The sequence below is a fragment of the Janibacter sp. DB-40 genome, from assembly GCF_029510815.1.
Taxonomy (GTDB): domain Bacteria; phylum Actinomycetota; class Actinomycetes; order Actinomycetales; family Dermatophilaceae; genus Janibacter.
Genome location: NZ_CP120360.1, coordinates 424,439 through 440,732 on the forward strand (window position 1 = coordinate 424,439; position 16,294 = coordinate 440,732).

General features: G+C 71.8%; 17 protein-coding genes, 2 tRNA genes and 1 pseudogene. 11 read left to right on the plus strand and 9 right to left on the minus strand.

What is annotated here, in order from left to right; genetic code table 11:
• Positions 1 to 71 precede the first annotated feature (71 nt).
• The gene (locus PVE36_RS02055) at positions 72 to 410 is read right to left on the minus strand and encodes a DUF1801 domain-containing protein (protein ID WP_277455735.1); all 339 of its coding nucleotides are present in this window, start codon (positions 408 to 410) and stop codon (positions 72 to 74) included.
• Between the two features lie 68 nt (positions 411 to 478).
• Positions 479 to 550 (minus strand) — tRNA-Arg (locus PVE36_RS02060).
• A gap of 176 nt (positions 551 to 726) precedes the next feature.
• Between PVE36_RS02060 and PVE36_RS02065 the strand changes: the two genes are divergently transcribed.
• From PVE36_RS02065 to PVE36_RS02080, 4 genes are read left to right on the plus strand one after another with little or no spacing between them, the layout of a single operon-like run.
• Positions 727 to 3,129, plus strand: coding sequence for a DUF4011 domain-containing protein (locus PVE36_RS02065; RefSeq protein ID WP_277454260.1), 2,403 nt, complete (start codon positions 727 to 729; stop codon positions 3,127 to 3,129).
• Positions 3,126 to 3,410 (plus strand): AAA domain-containing protein, encoded by a 285-nt coding sequence (locus PVE36_RS02070; RefSeq protein WP_277454261.1) that lies wholly within the window; start codon positions 3,126 to 3,128, stop codon positions 3,408 to 3,410. Before PVE36_RS02065 ends, PVE36_RS02070 begins: the two co-directional genes overlap by 4 nt.
• Entirely contained in the window at positions 3,407 to 4,366 is a 960-nt protein-coding gene (locus tag PVE36_RS02075) for a hypothetical protein (RefSeq protein ID WP_277454262.1), read from the plus strand. The genes PVE36_RS02070 and PVE36_RS02075 overlap by 4 nt, the downstream gene beginning before the upstream one ends.
• Positions 4,359 to 4,538, plus strand: a complete 180-nt coding sequence (locus PVE36_RS02080; protein ID WP_277454263.1) for a hypothetical protein — start codon at positions 4,359 to 4,361, stop codon at positions 4,536 to 4,538. Before PVE36_RS02075 ends, PVE36_RS02080 begins: the two co-directional genes overlap by 8 nt.
• A 3-nt stretch (positions 4,539 to 4,541) precedes the next feature.
• Here PVE36_RS02080 and PVE36_RS02085 read toward each other — a convergent pair whose 3' ends face one another.
• Both PVE36_RS02085 and PVE36_RS02090 read right to left on the minus strand, forming a co-directional pair.
• Positions 4,542 to 5,528, minus strand: coding sequence for an arginine deiminase-related protein (locus PVE36_RS02085; RefSeq protein WP_277454264.1), 987 nt, complete (start codon positions 5,526 to 5,528; stop codon positions 4,542 to 4,544).
• Entirely contained in the window at positions 5,525 to 6,547 is a 1,023-nt protein-coding gene (locus tag PVE36_RS02090) for an ornithine cyclodeaminase (RefSeq protein ID WP_277454265.1), read from the minus strand. The genes PVE36_RS02085 and PVE36_RS02090 overlap by 4 nt, the downstream gene beginning before the upstream one ends.
• A gap of 142 nt (positions 6,548 to 6,689) precedes the next feature.
• Between PVE36_RS02090 and PVE36_RS02095 the strand changes: the two genes are divergently transcribed.
• Entirely contained in the window at positions 6,690 to 7,121 is a 432-nt protein-coding gene (locus PVE36_RS02095) for an Lrp/AsnC family transcriptional regulator (RefSeq protein ID WP_277454266.1), read from the plus strand.
• Positions 7,122 to 7,282: 161 nt separating this feature from the next.
• Here PVE36_RS02095 and mscL read toward each other — a convergent pair whose 3' ends face one another.
• Both mscL and PVE36_RS02105 read right to left on the minus strand, forming a co-directional pair.
• Entirely contained in the window at positions 7,283 to 7,654 is a 372-nt protein-coding gene (gene mscL / locus PVE36_RS02100) for a large conductance mechanosensitive channel protein MscL (RefSeq protein WP_277454267.1), read from the minus strand.
• 112 nt (positions 7,655 to 7,766) lie between these two features.
• A complete protein-coding gene (locus PVE36_RS02105; RefSeq protein ID WP_277454268.1) occupies positions 7,767 to 8,198 on the minus strand; it encodes a hypothetical protein in 432 nt (143 codons plus the stop codon).
• A 71-nt stretch (positions 8,199 to 8,269) separates the two neighbouring features.
• Between PVE36_RS02105 and PVE36_RS16170 the strand changes: the two genes are divergently transcribed.
• Positions 8,270 to 8,446, plus strand: a complete 177-nt coding sequence (locus tag PVE36_RS16170) for a hypothetical protein (RefSeq protein ID WP_346780649.1) — start codon at positions 8,270 to 8,272, stop codon at positions 8,444 to 8,446.
• A 14-nt stretch (positions 8,447 to 8,460) separates the two neighbouring features.
• Here PVE36_RS16170 and PVE36_RS16175 read toward each other — a convergent pair.
• A pseudogene (locus tag PVE36_RS16175) lies at positions 8,461 to 8,601 on the minus strand (FmdB family zinc ribbon protein); the annotation flags it as partial.
• A gap of 43 nt (positions 8,602 to 8,644) precedes the next feature.
• On the opposite strand from PVE36_RS16175, the gene PVE36_RS02115 reads away from it, so the two are divergent.
• A complete protein-coding gene (locus PVE36_RS02115) occupies positions 8,645 to 11,218 on the plus strand; it encodes a penicillin acylase family protein (RefSeq protein WP_277454270.1) in 2,574 nt (857 codons plus the stop codon).
• Here the strand turns inward: PVE36_RS02115 and PVE36_RS02120 are convergent.
• The gene (locus tag PVE36_RS02120) at positions 11,215 to 11,778 is read right to left on the minus strand and encodes a 5-formyltetrahydrofolate cyclo-ligase (RefSeq protein WP_277454271.1); all 564 of its coding nucleotides are present in this window, start codon (positions 11,776 to 11,778) and stop codon (positions 11,215 to 11,217) included. The genes PVE36_RS02115 and PVE36_RS02120 overlap by 4 nt on opposite strands.
• Positions 11,779 to 11,800: 22 nt before the next feature.
• Between PVE36_RS02120 and PVE36_RS02125 the strand changes: the two genes are divergently transcribed.
• From PVE36_RS02125 to PVE36_RS02135, 3 genes are read left to right on the plus strand one after another with little or no spacing between them, the layout of a single operon-like run.
• Positions 11,801 to 13,201: a UTP--glucose-1-phosphate uridylyltransferase gene (locus PVE36_RS02125; protein WP_277454272.1), complete on the plus strand. Its 1,401-nt coding sequence runs from the start codon at positions 11,801 to 11,803 to the stop codon at positions 13,199 to 13,201.
• Positions 13,198 to 13,851 carry a GNAT family protein gene (locus tag PVE36_RS02130; RefSeq protein WP_277454273.1) on the plus strand — a complete coding sequence of 218 codons (654 nt, stop codon included), beginning with the start codon at positions 13,198 to 13,200 and terminating at the stop codon, positions 13,849 to 13,851. Before PVE36_RS02125 ends, PVE36_RS02130 begins: the two co-directional genes overlap by 4 nt.
• Before the next feature lie 41 nt (positions 13,852 to 13,892).
• Positions 13,893 to 14,753 (plus strand): hypothetical protein, encoded by an 861-nt coding sequence (locus tag PVE36_RS02135; RefSeq protein ID WP_277454274.1) that lies wholly within the window; start codon positions 13,893 to 13,895, stop codon positions 14,751 to 14,753.
• 44 nt (positions 14,754 to 14,797) lie between these two features.
• Here the strand turns inward: PVE36_RS02135 and PVE36_RS02140 are convergent, their stop codons facing one another.
• The gene (locus tag PVE36_RS02140; protein WP_277454275.1) at positions 14,798 to 16,075 is read right to left on the minus strand and encodes an AI-2E family transporter; all 1,278 of its coding nucleotides are present in this window, start codon (positions 16,073 to 16,075) and stop codon (positions 14,798 to 14,800) included.
• A gap of 86 nt (positions 16,076 to 16,161) precedes the next feature.
• On the opposite strand from PVE36_RS02140, the gene PVE36_RS02145 reads away from it, so the two are divergent.
• A tRNA-Ala gene (locus PVE36_RS02145) sits at positions 16,162 to 16,237 on the plus strand.
• The last annotated feature ends 57 nt before the right edge of the window (positions 16,238 to 16,294 follow it).

A 16,294-nucleotide genomic window follows, 5' to 3' on the forward strand; every position in this document is an offset into this window, starting at 1 on the left:
GACGGGATCGTAGTTTACCGGCTGGCCCCTCGCTCTCTGGCTCCCCCCCTGCGGTCAGGCCGTCGGGCGCCTCAGGAAGCCGCCTTCTGGACGAGCGCGCGGATGCGCGCCTCGGTCGCGTCGTCGAGTGAGGTGATGGTCCACGCGACCGGGTGCATGTGCGCGCCGTCCTCGTGCGCGGGGTTGACGACCTCGCCGAAGCCGAACGCGAGGTACTCCTTGTCCGGCTTGATGTAGCAGACGTCCTGGCCGTCCTTGACGTAGAACGGCAGTCCCCACCGCACGATCGGCTCCAACGACGGCGCGCTCTCCCGGATGATGGTGTGCAGTCGCTCGCCGAGCTCGTCGTAGGGCGCCGGAGCCCCACGGAGCTTGTCGAGAACCGCTGCGTCGCCCTTCTTCGTGAACATCGTGCTCACGCCTCCTTCGTATCGTCGTCAGACCATTGTCCTCGTCGACGCGGTCGCAGGGCCACGAGCGCCCCCGGCTGGATTCGAACCAGCGACACCTTCTTTAGGAGAGAAGTGCTCTTCCCCTGAGCTACGGAGGCACGACGCCGAAGCGCCTCGGACAGGGTAACTGCCTCGCGCGCGCTGCGACGCACCGCCGAGGGGGTCGGAGCGGGCGAGCGTGGTCACCCGACCGGGCAGTTCCCCTGCGGCACAGGCCCGTCTCACCGGTCCGGTCCTGCCGATGAATCATCGCCGTCGTTGTTAGCGTTGCCCCGTGACCGAGCAGCCGACGACCCCCGCCCCGGTCCCGGCAGCCCTGACCCCGTTGCGCCGGGAACTTTCGGAGCTCGGCGGGCCCAACACCCTGATCTGGCCCGCCCGGGACCCGCACGTGGTGGACCTGAGCAGCGCCCACCCCGGCGGTGTGGCCATGTTGCTGTCCGGGCGGGACGCCCGCCTGTCCGATCTCGTGCGCGAGCCGGGCGCCCTGCTGCGCGCCCAGCGGGCCGCCGGCACCCTCAGCGAGCACGTCGACGCGATCGAGGAGGAGCACGGTGTGCGCACCTGCTTCCTCGCCATGGGCACGGCCTCCTGGGACATCCCCGGCCAGGAGGAGCGTCCGATAGCGCCCATCCTGCTGCGCCGGGCCGCCCTGCGTCGCCTGCGACCGGGCCCCGACTTCGCCCTCGACCTCGCCGACCGCGTCGAGCTGAACCCTGCTCTGGTGACCTACCTGCGGGGCGCGCTGCACCTCGACTTGGACGGGGACGAGCTCGTGGCCCTCGGCCGGGGGGACGGCCCCGGCTTCAACCCCACGCCCGTCTACGAGGCGCTGGAGGCGCGCTGCGCCGACCTGCCGGGGCTGCACATCACCCCGCGCATCGTCATCGGCTCCTTCCCCTACGGCAAGGCCGAGGCGCTCGCCGACGTCTCCGCACTCGCCGACTCGGGTCGCCTGCCCCGGACCGACCCCCTTCGCGCGCTGCTCACGGGACGGCCGATCACCGCGCAGCGCGAGCCGGTGAGCACGGCGGACACCGCCGTCAGCGACGTGACCGCCGATCAGCAGGCCGTCCTCGACCGGGTCGCGGCGGGGGAGAGCCTCTTCGTCGACGCGCCCCCCGGCACCGGTGCCGCCCGGCTCGTGGCCGCGACGATCGCAGCGGCCACCGCCCGAGGCCGCAACGTCCTCCTCCTGAGCGAGAAGGTCGCCCCGATCCGGGGCGTCCACGCCGAGCTGGAGCTCTCCGGCCTGTCCGACCTGCTGCTCCACGTGAGTGACCCCGCCGCCGAGGTCGACCCGGCCGTGATCACCGCCCGCTGGCCGGCCCGCCCGCCGGAGGGCGAGGGACACTTCGCTGCGCCGGGGCGCCGCGCCGCCGAGGCCGCCCGGTTGCTCGAGGGCCACACCGAGGCGACCCACACCAAGCGCGAGCCGTGGGGCGTCTCCATCGCCGACGCGCACGACGCCATGGTCACCCTGGGCACCCGCCGTCCGGCGCCCCGCTCCCGGGTCCGTTTGACCGGACCCGTCCTCGAGGCCATCGACCCCGCCGCCCGCGACGCCCTCGTCACCCAGATGACCGGTGTCGCCTCCCGCCGCGCCTGGCGCGCGGGCCGGCAGGAGCAGCCGTGGGCCGGCGCCCGCCTGCACACCCAGGACGACGTCGACGACGTCCTGGCCGCCGTCGAGCGGCTGCGGGGGAGCGAAGGGAGTCTCGCCCGCCTGCGCAGCACCCTGCGTGAGGTCTTCGCGGACATCGCCGAGCCCCGCGCGGCCTGCCCGGCCGACTACGGCCGCTTCCTCAGCGGCATCGAGGAGATCCGCGACACGCTCGAGGTCTTCCGCCCCGAGGTCTTCGACACCCCGCTGGACGACCTGCTCGCTGCGACCGCCCCCGCCGGGACACCGGCGCACGGCGAGTCCCTGGGTGTCTTCGAGCGATACCGCCTGCGCCGCCAGGCGGGCAGGCTCCTGCGCCCGGGGCGCCCACCCACCGACCTGCACGCTGCGTTGGCACTCGCGGCCACCCAGCGGCGCAGCTGGTCACGCCTGACCGGTGGAGGCGGCCGGCCACGGATCCCGACGGACATCGACCGGGCACACGGTGCCTACGAGCGCGTGTACGCGGACCTGACCCACGTGGGTGCGGTGCTCGGCGACACCCCGTCCGGCGGTCGTCTGCTCGACACCCCGTGGGACGAGCTGGACCGGCGCCTCGACGACCTTGCCAAGGACGCCGCCGGCGCTCGGGCCGTGCCCGACGTCATCGACGACCTCGACGACCTGCGGGCCCGGGGGCTGGGCGAGCTCGTGGACGACTTCGCGGCCCGCCGCGTCGAGCCTGCCGCCGTCGGCGACGAGGTGCGCTTCGTCTGGTGGGCCTCCGTGCTCGCAGAGGCGAGCCGCGACGATCGGTACGGCACGGTCACCGGCCGCCACCTCGACGAGGCCCTGCGGACCTTCGTCGAGGCCGACCGGGCGAGCCTGGGCGCCAACGCCGCTCGCATCGTCGCGCGCCAGCGCGAGCACTTCCACCGGGTCGGGCGCGGTATGCGGTCCGTCGCCCGGCAGGTGGCCGAGGCCGAGGCCGGCCGGCTGCCCCGCCCCCGTGGCATGCCGTCGCCGATCGCTGGGGCGGACTGCTGCGGGCCGTCGCGCCCGCCTGGGCCATGACCCCCTTCGTCGTCGGGCAGGTGCTGCCGCTGCGCGAGCGCTTCGACCTCGTCATCGTCGACGACGCCTCCCGGACCACCCTCGCCCGCGCCCTCTCCGGCATCGCCCGCGGCAGCCAGCTGCTCGTCATCGGCGACCGCGGCCAGCTCCCGCCCCGGGTGTGGAGCGCCGACGGGGAGTCTCCGCACCGCCCGCGCCGAAGCAGTCGCTCGCCGACCTCGCCGCCGAGGTCCTGCCGACGCAGGCCCTGCGCGACAGCGCCTACCCGCGCCCGCGGGTGACCCCCCTTCTGGGCGACTCCGCCGCCGGTGAGGTCGTGCACCCGCCGACGCCGCGCGAGCGCGAGGACGTGCGCGTGGTCCACGTGGAGGGCAGGGGGATCCTCGACGAGCGGACCGGGCTGGTCGAGACCACGCCCTCGGAGGTCGAGGCGGTGCTCGCGCTCGTGCGCGCCCACCTGCAGCAGCACCAGCGCCACTCGCTCGGCATCGTCACCTTCGGCCGGCGCCACGCCGAGGAGATCACCCACGCGATCTCCGAGCTCCTCGCCTCGGACCGGTCACTGGCGGCGGCGGCCGCGGCACTCCACGAGCCGCTCATCGCCAAGCCTGCCGACCGGTGGCAGCGGGAGCAGCGCGATCGCACCATCGTCTCCGTGGGCTTCGGCCGCACCCCGCAGGGGGCGGTCATCAACCGCCTCGGGGCACTCAGCGGCCCGCTGGGGGAGCAGCTCGTGCTGCTCGCCGCGACCCGTGCCCGCCGTGCCGCCACCTGGGTGACGACGTTCTCCCCGGACGACTTCAGGGACAAGCCCGACCAGGCCGGCCACCGCGCGCTGCGCACCCTCCTCACGAGCATCGAGGAGGGGGAAGCCGCGACCGGGTCCGCCGCCGAGGAGCTCAGCCCCCTGCTCGCCGGATTCGTCGAGCGGCTGCGTGCCAGCGGCCTCGTCGTCCACACCGACGTCGGGGAGGGCGATCACCGCATCGACATCGCCATTGCCGACCCGCGCGACCCCTCACGGATGCTCGTCGCCGTCGACGTGGACGGGCCCGGCTACGCGGGACTGGCCTCCACCCGGCAGCGCGACCGGATCCTCGTCGAGCGGCTCATCGACCTGGGCTGGCACCACCTGCGGCTGTGGACGGTGGACATCTTCGCCGACCCCGCGCGCCAGGAGGCGCAGGTGCAGCGTGCCGTGCGAGAGGCGATCGAGGAGGACGAGCAGCATGGGTGACGAGGAGACGCCGCCCGAGCGGGAGCAGCCCCCGCGGGCGGTGCGGCGTGCGCGCCGCCGCCGGACGGACCAGACGAGCGACGACACCGACCGCGGCTGGGGCGAGGTCCCGGCGGACGAGGACGCTCACGACCGCTGGCTGCAGGAGCAGCGGCCGCCGCACTACGAGTAGGACTCAGCGCACGCGGGGGCGCAGGTGGTTGCCCGCGATCATGCAGCGCACCGAGCCGCCGGCACTCTCGATCGTCGGGATCGGCACGGTCAGCACCCGGCAGGAGCGCCGGATGGCCGCCAGCTGGTCCGGGCGAAGGGAGTCGGCCGCCGTGGTGGACATCGCCAGGACCCGGTCGGGGTCACCCAGGTGACGCCGACGACCGGTCAGCTCGATGCAGTTGCCGGCGAAGCGGTGGACCTGCTCCGGGCTGAGCTCCACGACGGTCTTGCCGGACTCGTGCAGACGGCGCAGCACGGTCTCGCGCTGCTCGCGGTCCGGGATCATCCCGGACCCGATGAGGGCGAGCCGTGTGCCCACCGACATCAGCACGTTGGTGTGGTAGACCGGCACGCCCCGCTCGTCGACGGCGTCGAAGAGCACCGGGTCGTAGTCGTGGTCGGCGCAGAAGTCTGCGAGCAGCTCGGGCGAGAGCCGGTTGGACCGGCACGCGTAGGCCAGCCGGGCGTCGTGATCGAGAACCATGGCGCCCGTCCCCTCGAGGAACTGCTCGTCGTACTCGGCGGCGGAGTAGTCGATGACCCGTCGCACGACGAAGGTGCGCTTGAGGTCCTCGATGATGTCGGCGCGACGCTCGGTGCGCCGGTTCGTGGCGTACATCGGGTACAGCGCCACGGACCCGTCCGGGTGGGTGGAGAACCAGTTGTTCGGGAAGACGCTGTCGGGCGTGTGTGTCGTGCGGTCGTCGAAGACCGAGACCCCGACGCCGGCACCGGAGAGGGCCCTCGCCAGTGCGGTGACCTCGTCGTGGGCCCGTGCGGCGACCACCCGGGGGCCCTCGGCGAGGAGGGACTGGAAGGCGTTGTCCCCGGCAGTCATCGGGTTCGGCGTGAAGTGGCGGGGCCGCACGAGGACGACCCGGGCCGGGGCCTGGACGCTCGCCGTCTGTGTGGGTACGGGGGTCCTGCGGATCTCGGTGGCGCTGCTCATCCCACCGGCTTGAGCGAGTTGACCAGGGAGAAGAGGTCCTTGGGGTCCTGCGGGTCGGCGACGAGGTCGATCGTCGTCTGCAGGTCGGCGGTCGCGTCGCGGGCGCAGCGCAGTGCGGCGAAGTCGGCGATGGCGAAGCCGACCGAGTCGAAGACGGTGATCTCCTGCGCCGAGGTGCGGCCCTCGGCCTGGCCGGTGAGCACCTGCCAGAACTCCACGACCGGGAAGTCGGGGTCCATCTGCTGGATCTCGCCCTCGATGCGGGTCTGCGGCGGGTACTCGACGAAGACCCGGGAGCGAGTGAGGATCTGTGCCTCGAGCTCGGTCTTGCCGGGGCAGTCGCCACCGATGGCGTTGATGTGCACGCCCGGCTCGACCATGTCGTCGGTCAGGATGGTCGCCATCTGCTTGTCGGCCGTGCAGGTGGTGACGATGTCGGCGCCACGAACGGCCTCGGCGGTCGAGGCGGCCTCGGTGATCCGGAAGCCGAGCGGCTCGAGGTTGCGGCGCAACTTGGCCATCGCGGCGGGGTCGGTGTCGAAGATCTGCAGGTCCTCGATCCCCATGGCCGCGCGGAAGGCCAGCGACTGGAACTCCGCCTGCGACCCGGTGCCGATGAGGGCCATGACCCGCGAGTCGGGACGGGCGAGGACCCGACCGGTGAGCGCCGACGTCGCGGCGGTGCGCAACGCGGTCAGCAGGGTCATCTCCGAGAGGAAGACCGGGTAGCCGTTGTCGACGTCGGCCAGCATGCCGAAGGCCGTGACGGTCTGGAAGCCGCGGCTGGGGTTGAGCGGGTGGCCGTTGACGTACTTGAAGGAGTAGGTGACGTTGTCGGAGGTCGGCATGAGCTCGATGACGCCGAAGGGGGTGTGGCTGGCGATGCGCGGCGTCTTGTCGAAGCTGGTCCACCGCGTGAAGTCGTCCTCGACGTACCTCGTCATGGTCCCGAGGACGTTCTCCGCGCCGTCGCGCTGGATCCAACGGCTCATGTTGGGCACATCGAGGAACTGCGTCATGGTCTCTCCTTCGTCGCTCGGCAGGGGTCTCCCGCCCGTTCAGATCAGGCTAGAGTTCTCGTTCTGCACGCGATAGACCAGAAATGTTCGAATTGTGTGCAACACGTGCGCATCCTGTGCGGGTCGAATTAGCATGATGCGCATGTACCGCCCGACGGACCTCGACAAGCGCCTCATCGCTGCCCTGCGCACGGACGGCCGTGCACCCATCTCGGCCCTGGCCGAGCAGCTCGGGGTCTCCCGGGCGACGGTGACCGCACGCATCGACAAGCTCACCGCCCACGGCGTCATCGTCGGCTTCACGGTGCGCGTGCGCGACCCCGCCGAGGCCTCCGAGGTGCGCGCCGTCTGCTCCATCGAGGTCGAGGGCCGCACGACGGACCGCGTGATCCGTGAGTTGCGAGGTTTTCCCGAGATCCAGGCGCTGCACACGACCAACGGGGGCTGGGACCTCGTCGCCGAGATGTCCTGCGGCGACTTGGCCGCCTTCGACGACCTGCTGCGTCGGATACGTGGCATCCCCGGCATCGTCAACAGCGAGACCAGCCTGCTGCTCAGCTCCGTCGTCCGCTGATTCGCAGGAGCCTAGGCTCTTGCGAAGGGGGTGGGGCCCGGATGTTGCAGGAGCCTAGGCTCCTGCGAAGGAGTGGGCTTGGGTTTGCCCGGCCCGGGCAGCGCGAAGGGGGTCGGTCACCGAACTGGTGACCGACCCCCTTCGCGGCTGTACGGGCCGGGTCAGGCCTTGTCGGCGTTGAGCGAGTCGCGGATCTCGCGGAGCAGGAGGACCTGCTCCTCGACGGCTTCCTCCTCCTCCTTCATGAAGTACCGGTCACGCATGGCGGTGTAGGGCTTGATGACACCGAAGTACACGGCCGCGGCCATGATGATGAAGGCGACGAGCGCGGTGAGGAAGGGCCCGAAGGTCTGGAAGCCGAGGATCTCCATCTCGTCGAAGTTGAAGTCGGCACCGCCCGTGAGCTTGCCGATGATCTCGAGCAGGAAGTTGGTGAATGCCGCGACGACGCTGGCGAACGCCGTGGCGATGATCAGACCGGTCGCGATCTCGACGAGATTGCCGCGGAGCAGGAACTCCTTGAAGCCCTTCATGTATGGGTACCTCCGTGATGTGTGGGTGTGAACGCTGATCACATGATCAGCACTGCGATCATTCTGACTCAGGATCGCCCCGGTCGCGTCCGCAACGGCCGTGTCCTCGCACTCACCCGTCCCGGACGACGACGAAGCCCGAGCGGCCACCGGCCTCCGGCGTCATCTGCTGCACCAGCTCCCCGACGTCCGTGGCCGCCACGGAGACCCCCACCGTCGGCACCGCACCCGAGGAGGTCGGCGTGGCCATGACGGTCGCTCCGGTGACCACGGGCCGGGCCTGCCCGGGAAGGTAGACCGCCACCGCATCGCCGGGGTCGAGCCGGCCGGCGGGGGCGGCCAGCGGCAGGGTCACCACCGGGCCGCTCGCAGTGCGCGCCTGCGGAGACGCCGCAGGGGATCTGGCCGAGCCGAGGGTCAGGTGCAGGGCGAGCAGGATCGCGCCGGCAGCGAGGCCGCGGCGCACGAGCGACAGCCGCCAGGCGGCACGCCGGGACGGCCCGAAGAGGGACGGCAGGTGGGCGGCGAGACGTGAGGTGGCCATGCCGCCGACGCTAGGAGCGCGGCGGCCGACCCGGACGCGCGCGTCAGCTCGTGGTGGAGGCGGCGCTCGAGGTGGTCGAGCTTGTGGACGAACCGCTGCCCGAGGACGAGGAGCTCGACGAGGAGGACCCGGAGCCGGACGAGTCGCTCGACGACGAGCTCGAGGAGTCGCCCGACGAACCGTTCGTCTCGCTCGAGGTCCCGGACGAGCGGGACGAGCCGGCGTCCGAGCGCGAATCGTTCTTGTAGAACCCGCCGCCCTTGAAGACGACCCCGACCGCGTTGAACTGCTTGCGCAGACGGCCAGAGCACTCGGGGCAGGTCGTCAGCGAGTCCTCGCTGAAGGACTGCACGACATCGAACTGGTGGCCGCACTCGGTGCAGGCATAGGCATAAGTAGGCATTTCGTCGCTGAGTATATGCCGGTCGCTGGCCTAGGCTCACACCGTGACCACGACCACCGTCCGGAGACTCCGCCGCGCCCTGCTCGCGCTCGTCGGCCTCGTGGTCGTCGTCGCCGTCGTCCTGGCGGTCGTCGTCGTCGGTCAGGGCCGACGTCCGCTCCCGCAGACGACGGGGACCATCGAGGTCCCGGGCCTCGACGGCGAGGTCGAGGTGCGGCGCGACGAGCGGGGGGTCCCGCACATCTACGCCGACACGATGGGCGACCTCATGCGCGCGCAGGGGTACGTGCAGGCGCAGGACCGCTTCTTCGAGATGGACATGCGCCGCCACGTGACCGCCGGACGGCTGGCCGAGCTCGTCGGCGAGCCGGGCGTCGAGACCGACAAGGTCATCCGCACCATGGGCTGGCGCCGGGTCGCCGAGCAGGAGCTGCCCCTGCTCGCACCGGAGACCCGTCAGGCCCTCGACTCGTTCGCCGACGGGGTCAACGCCTGGCTGGACGACCAGGGCTCGACCTCCGCCATGGGCATGGAGTACTCGGTCCTGGCGCTCTCCCTCCCGGAGTACCGCGTCGAGGACTGGACCCCGGTCGACTCGCTCGCCTGGCTGAAGGCCATGGCCTGGGACCTGCGCGGCAACTACGACGGTGAGCTGACCCGCGCGGCACTCGACGGCAAGGTCGCCACGCCGATGATCGAGCAGCTCTACCCGAAGTACCCGACCGACCGCCACGCGCCGATCCTGTCCGGGAGTGAGTGGACGGCGAAGGGGGCGCGACCCCCTTCGTTCTCCTCCTCGCCCACGTCGGACGGGCCGGCCTCGACGCCGCAGGCCCGCTCGGCCGTGGCCGACACCGCGGCGGCGATCGACGCGATCCCCGCCCTGCTGGGGAAGGGGCAGGGGATCGGCTCCAACTCGTGGGTGGTCGACGGGGACCGCTCCACGACCGGCGAACCGCTGCTCGCCAACGACCCGCACCTGGGCGTGAGCATGCCGGGCATCTGGTACCAGATGGGCCTGCACTGCCGGGATGTCGGGGACGCCTGCCCGATCGACGTCTCCGGGTACACCTTCGCCGGGGTGCCGGGGGTTGTCATCGGCCACAACCAGTCCATCGCCTGGGGGTTCACCAACCTGGGCCCCGATGTCACCGACTTCTACCTCGAGCAGGTCACCGACGGGGAGTACCTGCGCGACGGCGAGCTCACGCCGCTGGAGACCCGCACCGAGACGATCGAGGTCGCCGGCGGGAAGGACGTGGAGATCACCGTCCGCTCCACGGGCCACGGGCCGATCCTGTCCGACGTCGTCCCCGCCGCCGCGGCCGCGGGCCAGGACGTCGACGTCGAGGGTCGCGCCACGACCAGCTACGCGGTCTCCCTCGCCTGGACGGCGCTGACCCCGAGCGCGACCGGCGACGCGATCCTGGGGCTGAACTCCGCGACGAACTTCGAGGAGTTCCGGGCCGCGGCGAAGGACTTCGCCGTCCCGAGCCAGAACCTCGTCTACGCCGACACCGAGGGCAACATCGGCTACCAGGCGCCGGGTCGGATCCCCATCCGCAAGGGCGTCGGGGACGACCCGCCCGGCTGGTCGCCGGCACCGGGCTGGGACTCCGACTACGACTGGGACGGGTACGTCCCCTTCAAGGACATGCCGTGGGTGCTCAACCCCGACGACGGCTACATCGTCACCGCCAACCAGCAGGTCACGCCGAGCCGCACCCCCTTCCTCACCACGGAGTGGGACATGGGCTACCGCTCACAACGCATCGACGACCTGCTCACGAGCGAGGAGAAGGTCTCCCCGAAGAAGATGGCCCGCATCCAGCTCGATACCCACAACGGGCTCGCCGACGCGCTGGTCCCCGCCCTGCTGGAGGTCGAGGTCGACGACTTCACCCGTGACGGGCAGGACCTGCTGCGCACGTGGGACCGCAGCCAGCTGGCCGGTGGCGGCCACAGCTCGGCGGCCGCCGCGTACTTCAACTCGGTGTGGCGCCAGGTCGTCGAGATCACCTTCAACGACGACCTGCCCGCCGAGCTTCAGGCGGCCGGGAGCTCGCAGCACTGGTTGGCCGTCGAGGGCCTGCTGGAGAACCCGTCGAGCCAGTGGTGGGACAACCGCACGACCCCCGGCATCATCGAGAACCGCGACGAGGTGCTGCGGCAGGCGCTCGTCGACGCCCGGCTGGAGCTGACCAGCAGGATGGGCAAGGACCCGGAGGGCTGGGAGTGGGGCCAGCTGCACGGCGTCACCTTCGCCCACCAGGTCCTCGGCGGCGAGGGCGTCCCCGGCGTGATCCGCTCGCTGGTCAACTCCGGACCCCACCCCGTCGGCGGCAGCTCCTCGACGGTCAACGCGATGGCCTGGGACGCCTCCGAGGGCTTCGCCGTCACGGCCGCGCCGTCGATGCGGATGGTCGTCGACCTCGGCGACCTCGACCGCTCGCGGTGGGTGAACCAGACCGGGAACTCCGGCCACCCCTTCAGCAGCCACTACGACGACCAGGTCGACGCCTGGCTCGAGGGGCGCACCTTCCCGTGGCCGTCCAGTCGGGAGGCCGTCGTCGAGGCGACGGAGGACACGCTCACGCTCGTGCCGGAGGAGGACTAGCCGAGCGGAAGGGGGGCGGTCGCGTCGGTGATGCCGGCGGCGGTGACGACCGTGGTCACCGGGACGTCGTGCGGATCGCGTGGGAGCGGCTCGCTGGTGTGCTCGCCCGGGTGGAGCAGGACGAGGACCGGGGCGCCGGTCGGCAGCATCGGCAGGACCCGGTCGTAGCAGCCGCCGCCCTGTCCCAGGCGCGTGCCGCTGGTGTCGACGGCCAGCGCCGGGACGACCGCCATGTCGGCCGTCGCAGGGGCGTCGACCCCCAGCGGGGTTCGCCCTGGGTCAGCGAGGTCGCACCACTCCAGCCGCCAGTCCGGCAGCGTGATCGGTACGAGGACCCGGTGGCCGGCGGCCCGCAGGTCCGCGTTGAGCTGCGCCGTCGGCGGCTCGTGGGGCAGCGATTCGTACGACAGGACGGTGCCGGACTCGAAGGGGGTGGCCCCGCTGATCGCCGCCGCGATCGCCTCGGCGTCGGCGCCGAGATCACGGAAGGCGACCAGCTGGCGCCGGTGCGCCCGCAGGCGGCGGCGGGTCTCCACCTTCGTCTCCTCGGCGCGGTCCATGACGGCATCGTAAGGTGGCGCCATGGGAGTCGAGGGTCGTGACGAGGCTGTCCGTACGATGACCGAGCGCGGGATCGATCCGCGGGCGATCGCCGTCTTCGAGGACTACTGGCAGCAGCTCGCGGACGGCGCGCAGGGGACGATCCCCGAGGAGACGATCGAGCCGCTCGTCGACGTGCCCGAGCTGGCCGCCATCGAGGTCGACGACGAGGAGCGACGCGCGGCGCTCGCCAAGGTCGCCGTGGTCAAGCTCAACGGCGGGCTCGGCACGAGCATGGGGATGAGCGGTGCGAAGTCCGCGCTCGTGGCCCGCGACGGACTGACCTTCCTGGACGTGATCGCCCGCCAGCTCGTCGGTCTCGAGGAGCGCTACGGCTCCCGCCCGCCGCTGGTGCTGATGAACACGCCCCGCACCCGCACGGACTCGCTGGGCATCCTCGAGCGGTACCCGCAGCTGGCGCAGCAGAACCTGCCGCTGGACTTCCTGCAGAGCATGGAGCCCAAGCTCGACGCCGAGACCCTGGCGCCGGTCTCCTGGCCGGAGGACCCCTCGCTCGAGTGGTGCCCGCCGGGCCACGGGGACGTCTACGTCTCGCTCGCCGCCTCCGGTCTCCTCCAGCAGATGCGCGAGGCGGGGTACCGGTACGCCTTCATCTCCAACGCCGACAACCTCGGCGCCACCTGCGACCCCGACATCGCCGCGTGGCTGCTCGCGGAGGGCATCCCCTTCGCCGCCGAGGTCGCCGAGCGGACCCTCAACGACCGCAAGGGCGGGCACGTCGCCGTGCGCAAGTCCGACGGCCGGATCATCCTGCGTGAGTCGGCGATGGTGGCCGACGAGGAGCAGGAGCTGTTCCAGGACACCAGCCGCCACCAGTGGTTCAACACCAACAACCTGTGGGTGGGGCTGGACGAGCTCGACGAGCTGATGCGCGAGCGCGACGGGGTGCTCGGGCTGCCGATCATCGTCAACCGCAAGACCGTCGACCCCCGGCGCAAGGACAGCCCGGAGGTCATCCAGATCGAGTCGGCAATGGGCACCGCCGTCGAGGCCTTCGAGGGCAGCGTCGCGCTGCGGGTGCCGCGCACGCGCTTCCGGCCGGTGAAGACCACCAACGAGCTGCTCCTGCTGCGCTCCGACGTCTTCGAGCTCGACGAGCAGTCCCGGGTCGTCTCCCGGATCGATCATGCCGAGCCGCGGATCTCCCTCGACGACCACTACAAGCTCATCTCCGACTTCGACGAGCGGTTCCCCCACGGCCCGCCGTCCCTGCGGGAGTGCACCTCGCTCGCCGTCGAGGGGGAGGTCACCTTCGGCGCGGACGTCACGGCCGTCGGTGACGTGGAGGTCGTCGCCGCCGAGCCGGCGCAGATCGAGGCCGGTGCGCGCCTGACCGGCCGCACCGAGCTGCCCGCGCGGTGACCCGACGTCGGGAGCTCCTCCTCACCGGGGCCACCCCGCAGGGGGAGCCAGTGGTCCTGCGTCCGCTGCGAAGGGGGGACCGCCGCGCCTTCCTCGACCTGCGTTCCCGCAACGCCACCTGGTTGTCCCCGTGGGACCCGACGGCCCCGCCGGGCGGACGGCCGCGCCGGGACCTGGGACGCGACTTCTCCGGCTACGTGCGCGCTCTGGCGCGGGAGGCCAGGGCGGGGACGGGACTGAGCCTGGTGATCGTCGTCGGGGGCGAGATCGTCGGGATGGTCTCCGCCAGCGGCATCGTCGAGGGCGCACTGCGCTCGGGCAGCCTCGGGTACTGGGTCGGGCGGGAGGTCGCCGGACGCTGGATCGCGCCCACCGCTGTCGCGATGCTCGGTGACCACCTGATGGACCCGAGGGGCCGTGCGCTGCACCGCATCCAGCTCGAGATCATCCCCGACAACACCGCCAGCCTGGCGGTCGCGGCCAAGCTCGGGATGCGTGACGAGGGCACCAGACGCTCGTACCTGCACATCGGCGGCAGCTGGCGGGACCACCGCTCCTTCGCCGTCGTGGCCGAGGAAGTCGGCCGGGGAGGGCTGACGGCACGTCTGTCACATGAATATCAGCAGTCACAAACGCGACACACCGAGTAACTTGCGCCACGCTGCGTGACTTCCTGCCTAGCGTTGTCCCCGTGCAGCCAAGCAGCTTGATCTTCGTCCTCGTCGTGGCGATCTGGGCTGTCTATCTGCTCCAGTACTGGATCAAGCGCCGCGACCACCTCTCCACGGTCCGCTCGGTCGATCGCTTCTCCGCCGCCATGCGTGTCCTGGACGACCACCGCATGGGTCGCGGGGCCGCCGAGCCGACGCCGCGCTCCTACTCCGTCGCCCCGACCCGGGCCGCCCGCCCGGAGGTCACCGTCAAGCACGCCGAGGCCACGCCCGCTCGTGCTGAGCAGGTCGGCGGGGCGCCGCGTCGACTGCGTGGCCTGACGCTGCTGGCGATGATCACGCTGGTGCCGGTCGCCGCGGTCGCCGCGGTCCTCGGTCCGCTGCCCTGGTGGACGATCGGGGTACCGCTGGCCGGGGCCGTCGTCGCCTTCGTCTGGCTGCGCCGGTCCGTCGTCGCCGAGCGCGCCGCCGCTCGCCGCGTCCGCGTGGAGCCTCGTCGGGACACCGCGCCGCGTGCCGAGCGTCCGGTGGCCCCGCCCGCCGAGCGTCCGGTGGCGCCGAACCGCCCCGCAGCCCCTGCGCGCACCGCACCGCCCTTAGCGGCGCCCGCCGCGCGCAGCACCCGTGTCTACGACGTCGCCCAGGACCAGGCTCCGGACCAGGAGGTCGTCGTCGAGCCGGTGGCCACCGTCGCCGAGCCCGAGCCGGGGACCTGGCAGCCCACGCCCGTGCCGCGCCCGATGTACACGATGAAGGCCAAGGCCGAGCGTCCCGAGCCCGCACCCGTGCCGGCGTCACCGGCGCCCGCACCGGCTGGTGACGTCCCGCAGGTCATCGAGGTCGAGGACGAGGACCTGCCGGCCATCGCCGGCTGGGCCTGAGCCGGGCGACACCACCCCTTCGTCCACTGGCATCGGGAGCACCGTCAGGTCGAGTAGGGGCTCTCCCCGGGCCTGATCTCGGCACGCTCCTCGGCCTGCATGAGGTCGTCGGCGATCTCGGCGTCCTCGCTGTCCGTGGTCAGCTGCTCCGGGTCGTCCACGTCCCCGGGGTCGGGGTCGAGCAGGTTGTGCCCGACGGCGTTGAGGACGGCGACCAGGGGCACGGCGATCAGCGCGCCGATGACGCCGCCGAGGATGATGCCGGTCGCGATACCGAGGATCACCGCGAGCGGGTGGACCCGGACGGCGCGGCCGAGCAGCAGGGGCTGGAGCAGCTGCTGCTCGATCTGCTGGACGGCGACGACGACGCCGAGCATGAGCAGGGCGGTGACCGGCCCCTTGGCGACGAAGGCGAGCAGCACGGCGATGAACCCGGAGACCATCGCTCCGACGATCGGCACGAAGGCGCCGATGAAGACGAGCAGGGCGATGCCCGAGGCCAGGGGAACTCCGAGGGCGAGCGCACCGAGGCCGATCCCGAGGGCGTCGACACCCGCGACCAGGATCGTCGCTCGCGTGAATGCCTTCAGCTGGTGCCACGCGATCGCCCCCGAGGAGAGGACCTTGGCCCGGGCGGCGCGGGGGAAGAGCCGCACGGCCCAGGCCCAGATCCCGGGCCCGTCGTAGAGGAAGAAGAACAGGGTGAACATCGCCAGCAGAAAACCGGTGAGTCCCTGACCCAGCACGGATCCGGCCTGGGCGGCCAGGTTCGACAGGCGGTCGCCCTCGGAGATCGTGGCCCACTGCTCGGCGAACCACCCCGTCAGCTGCGCCTCGCTGAGGCCGAACGTGCTCTCGACCCACGTCCGTGACTGGGACAACCCCTTGGACACCTGGTCGACGATGTCGCCGACCTGGGTCGCGAACTGGTTGCCGACGTAGCTGAAGAGCGCGACGATGCCGGCCAGGGTGCCGAGCACGGTGATGAGTGCGGCCACGCCCTTGGGGAGGATGATCCGCAGCCGGCAGAAGAGCGGCTCGAGGAGGGCGGCGAGCAGCAGCGCGACGACGACGGGGATGACGACCTGGGCCAGGATCGTGGCGAGCTTGAGGACCGCGACGAGTGCGACGGCGATGATCAGGGAGCGCCACGCCCACTCCGAGAGGGCCCGCACGGTCGCCGGCACCGCGGTGACGTCGTCGTCGGACTCGGGCGCCGTCCGGATGACGATCGGTGGGTCCTCGCGGCGCGCGGGCAGGCTCGGCACCCACCGAGAGGCCTTGGGCAGCCTGAGTCCTCTCAGGCGACGCTTGGCGGACATGCGGCTCCTCGGGGTCGGCTGGGTCGACTCTAGTCCGCGGAATTGCGGTGGGGGGCAGGGCCGGTGCTATGGTTGCGGACGTTCTTGGGGCTGTGGCGCAGTTGGTAGCGCGTCTCGTTCGCAATGAGAAGGTCAGGGGTTCGAATCCCCTCAGCTCCACCACTCGGGATCCCCGGCACAGCAGCGAAAACGCTGGTTCTGCGGCCGGGGTTTCTCTTT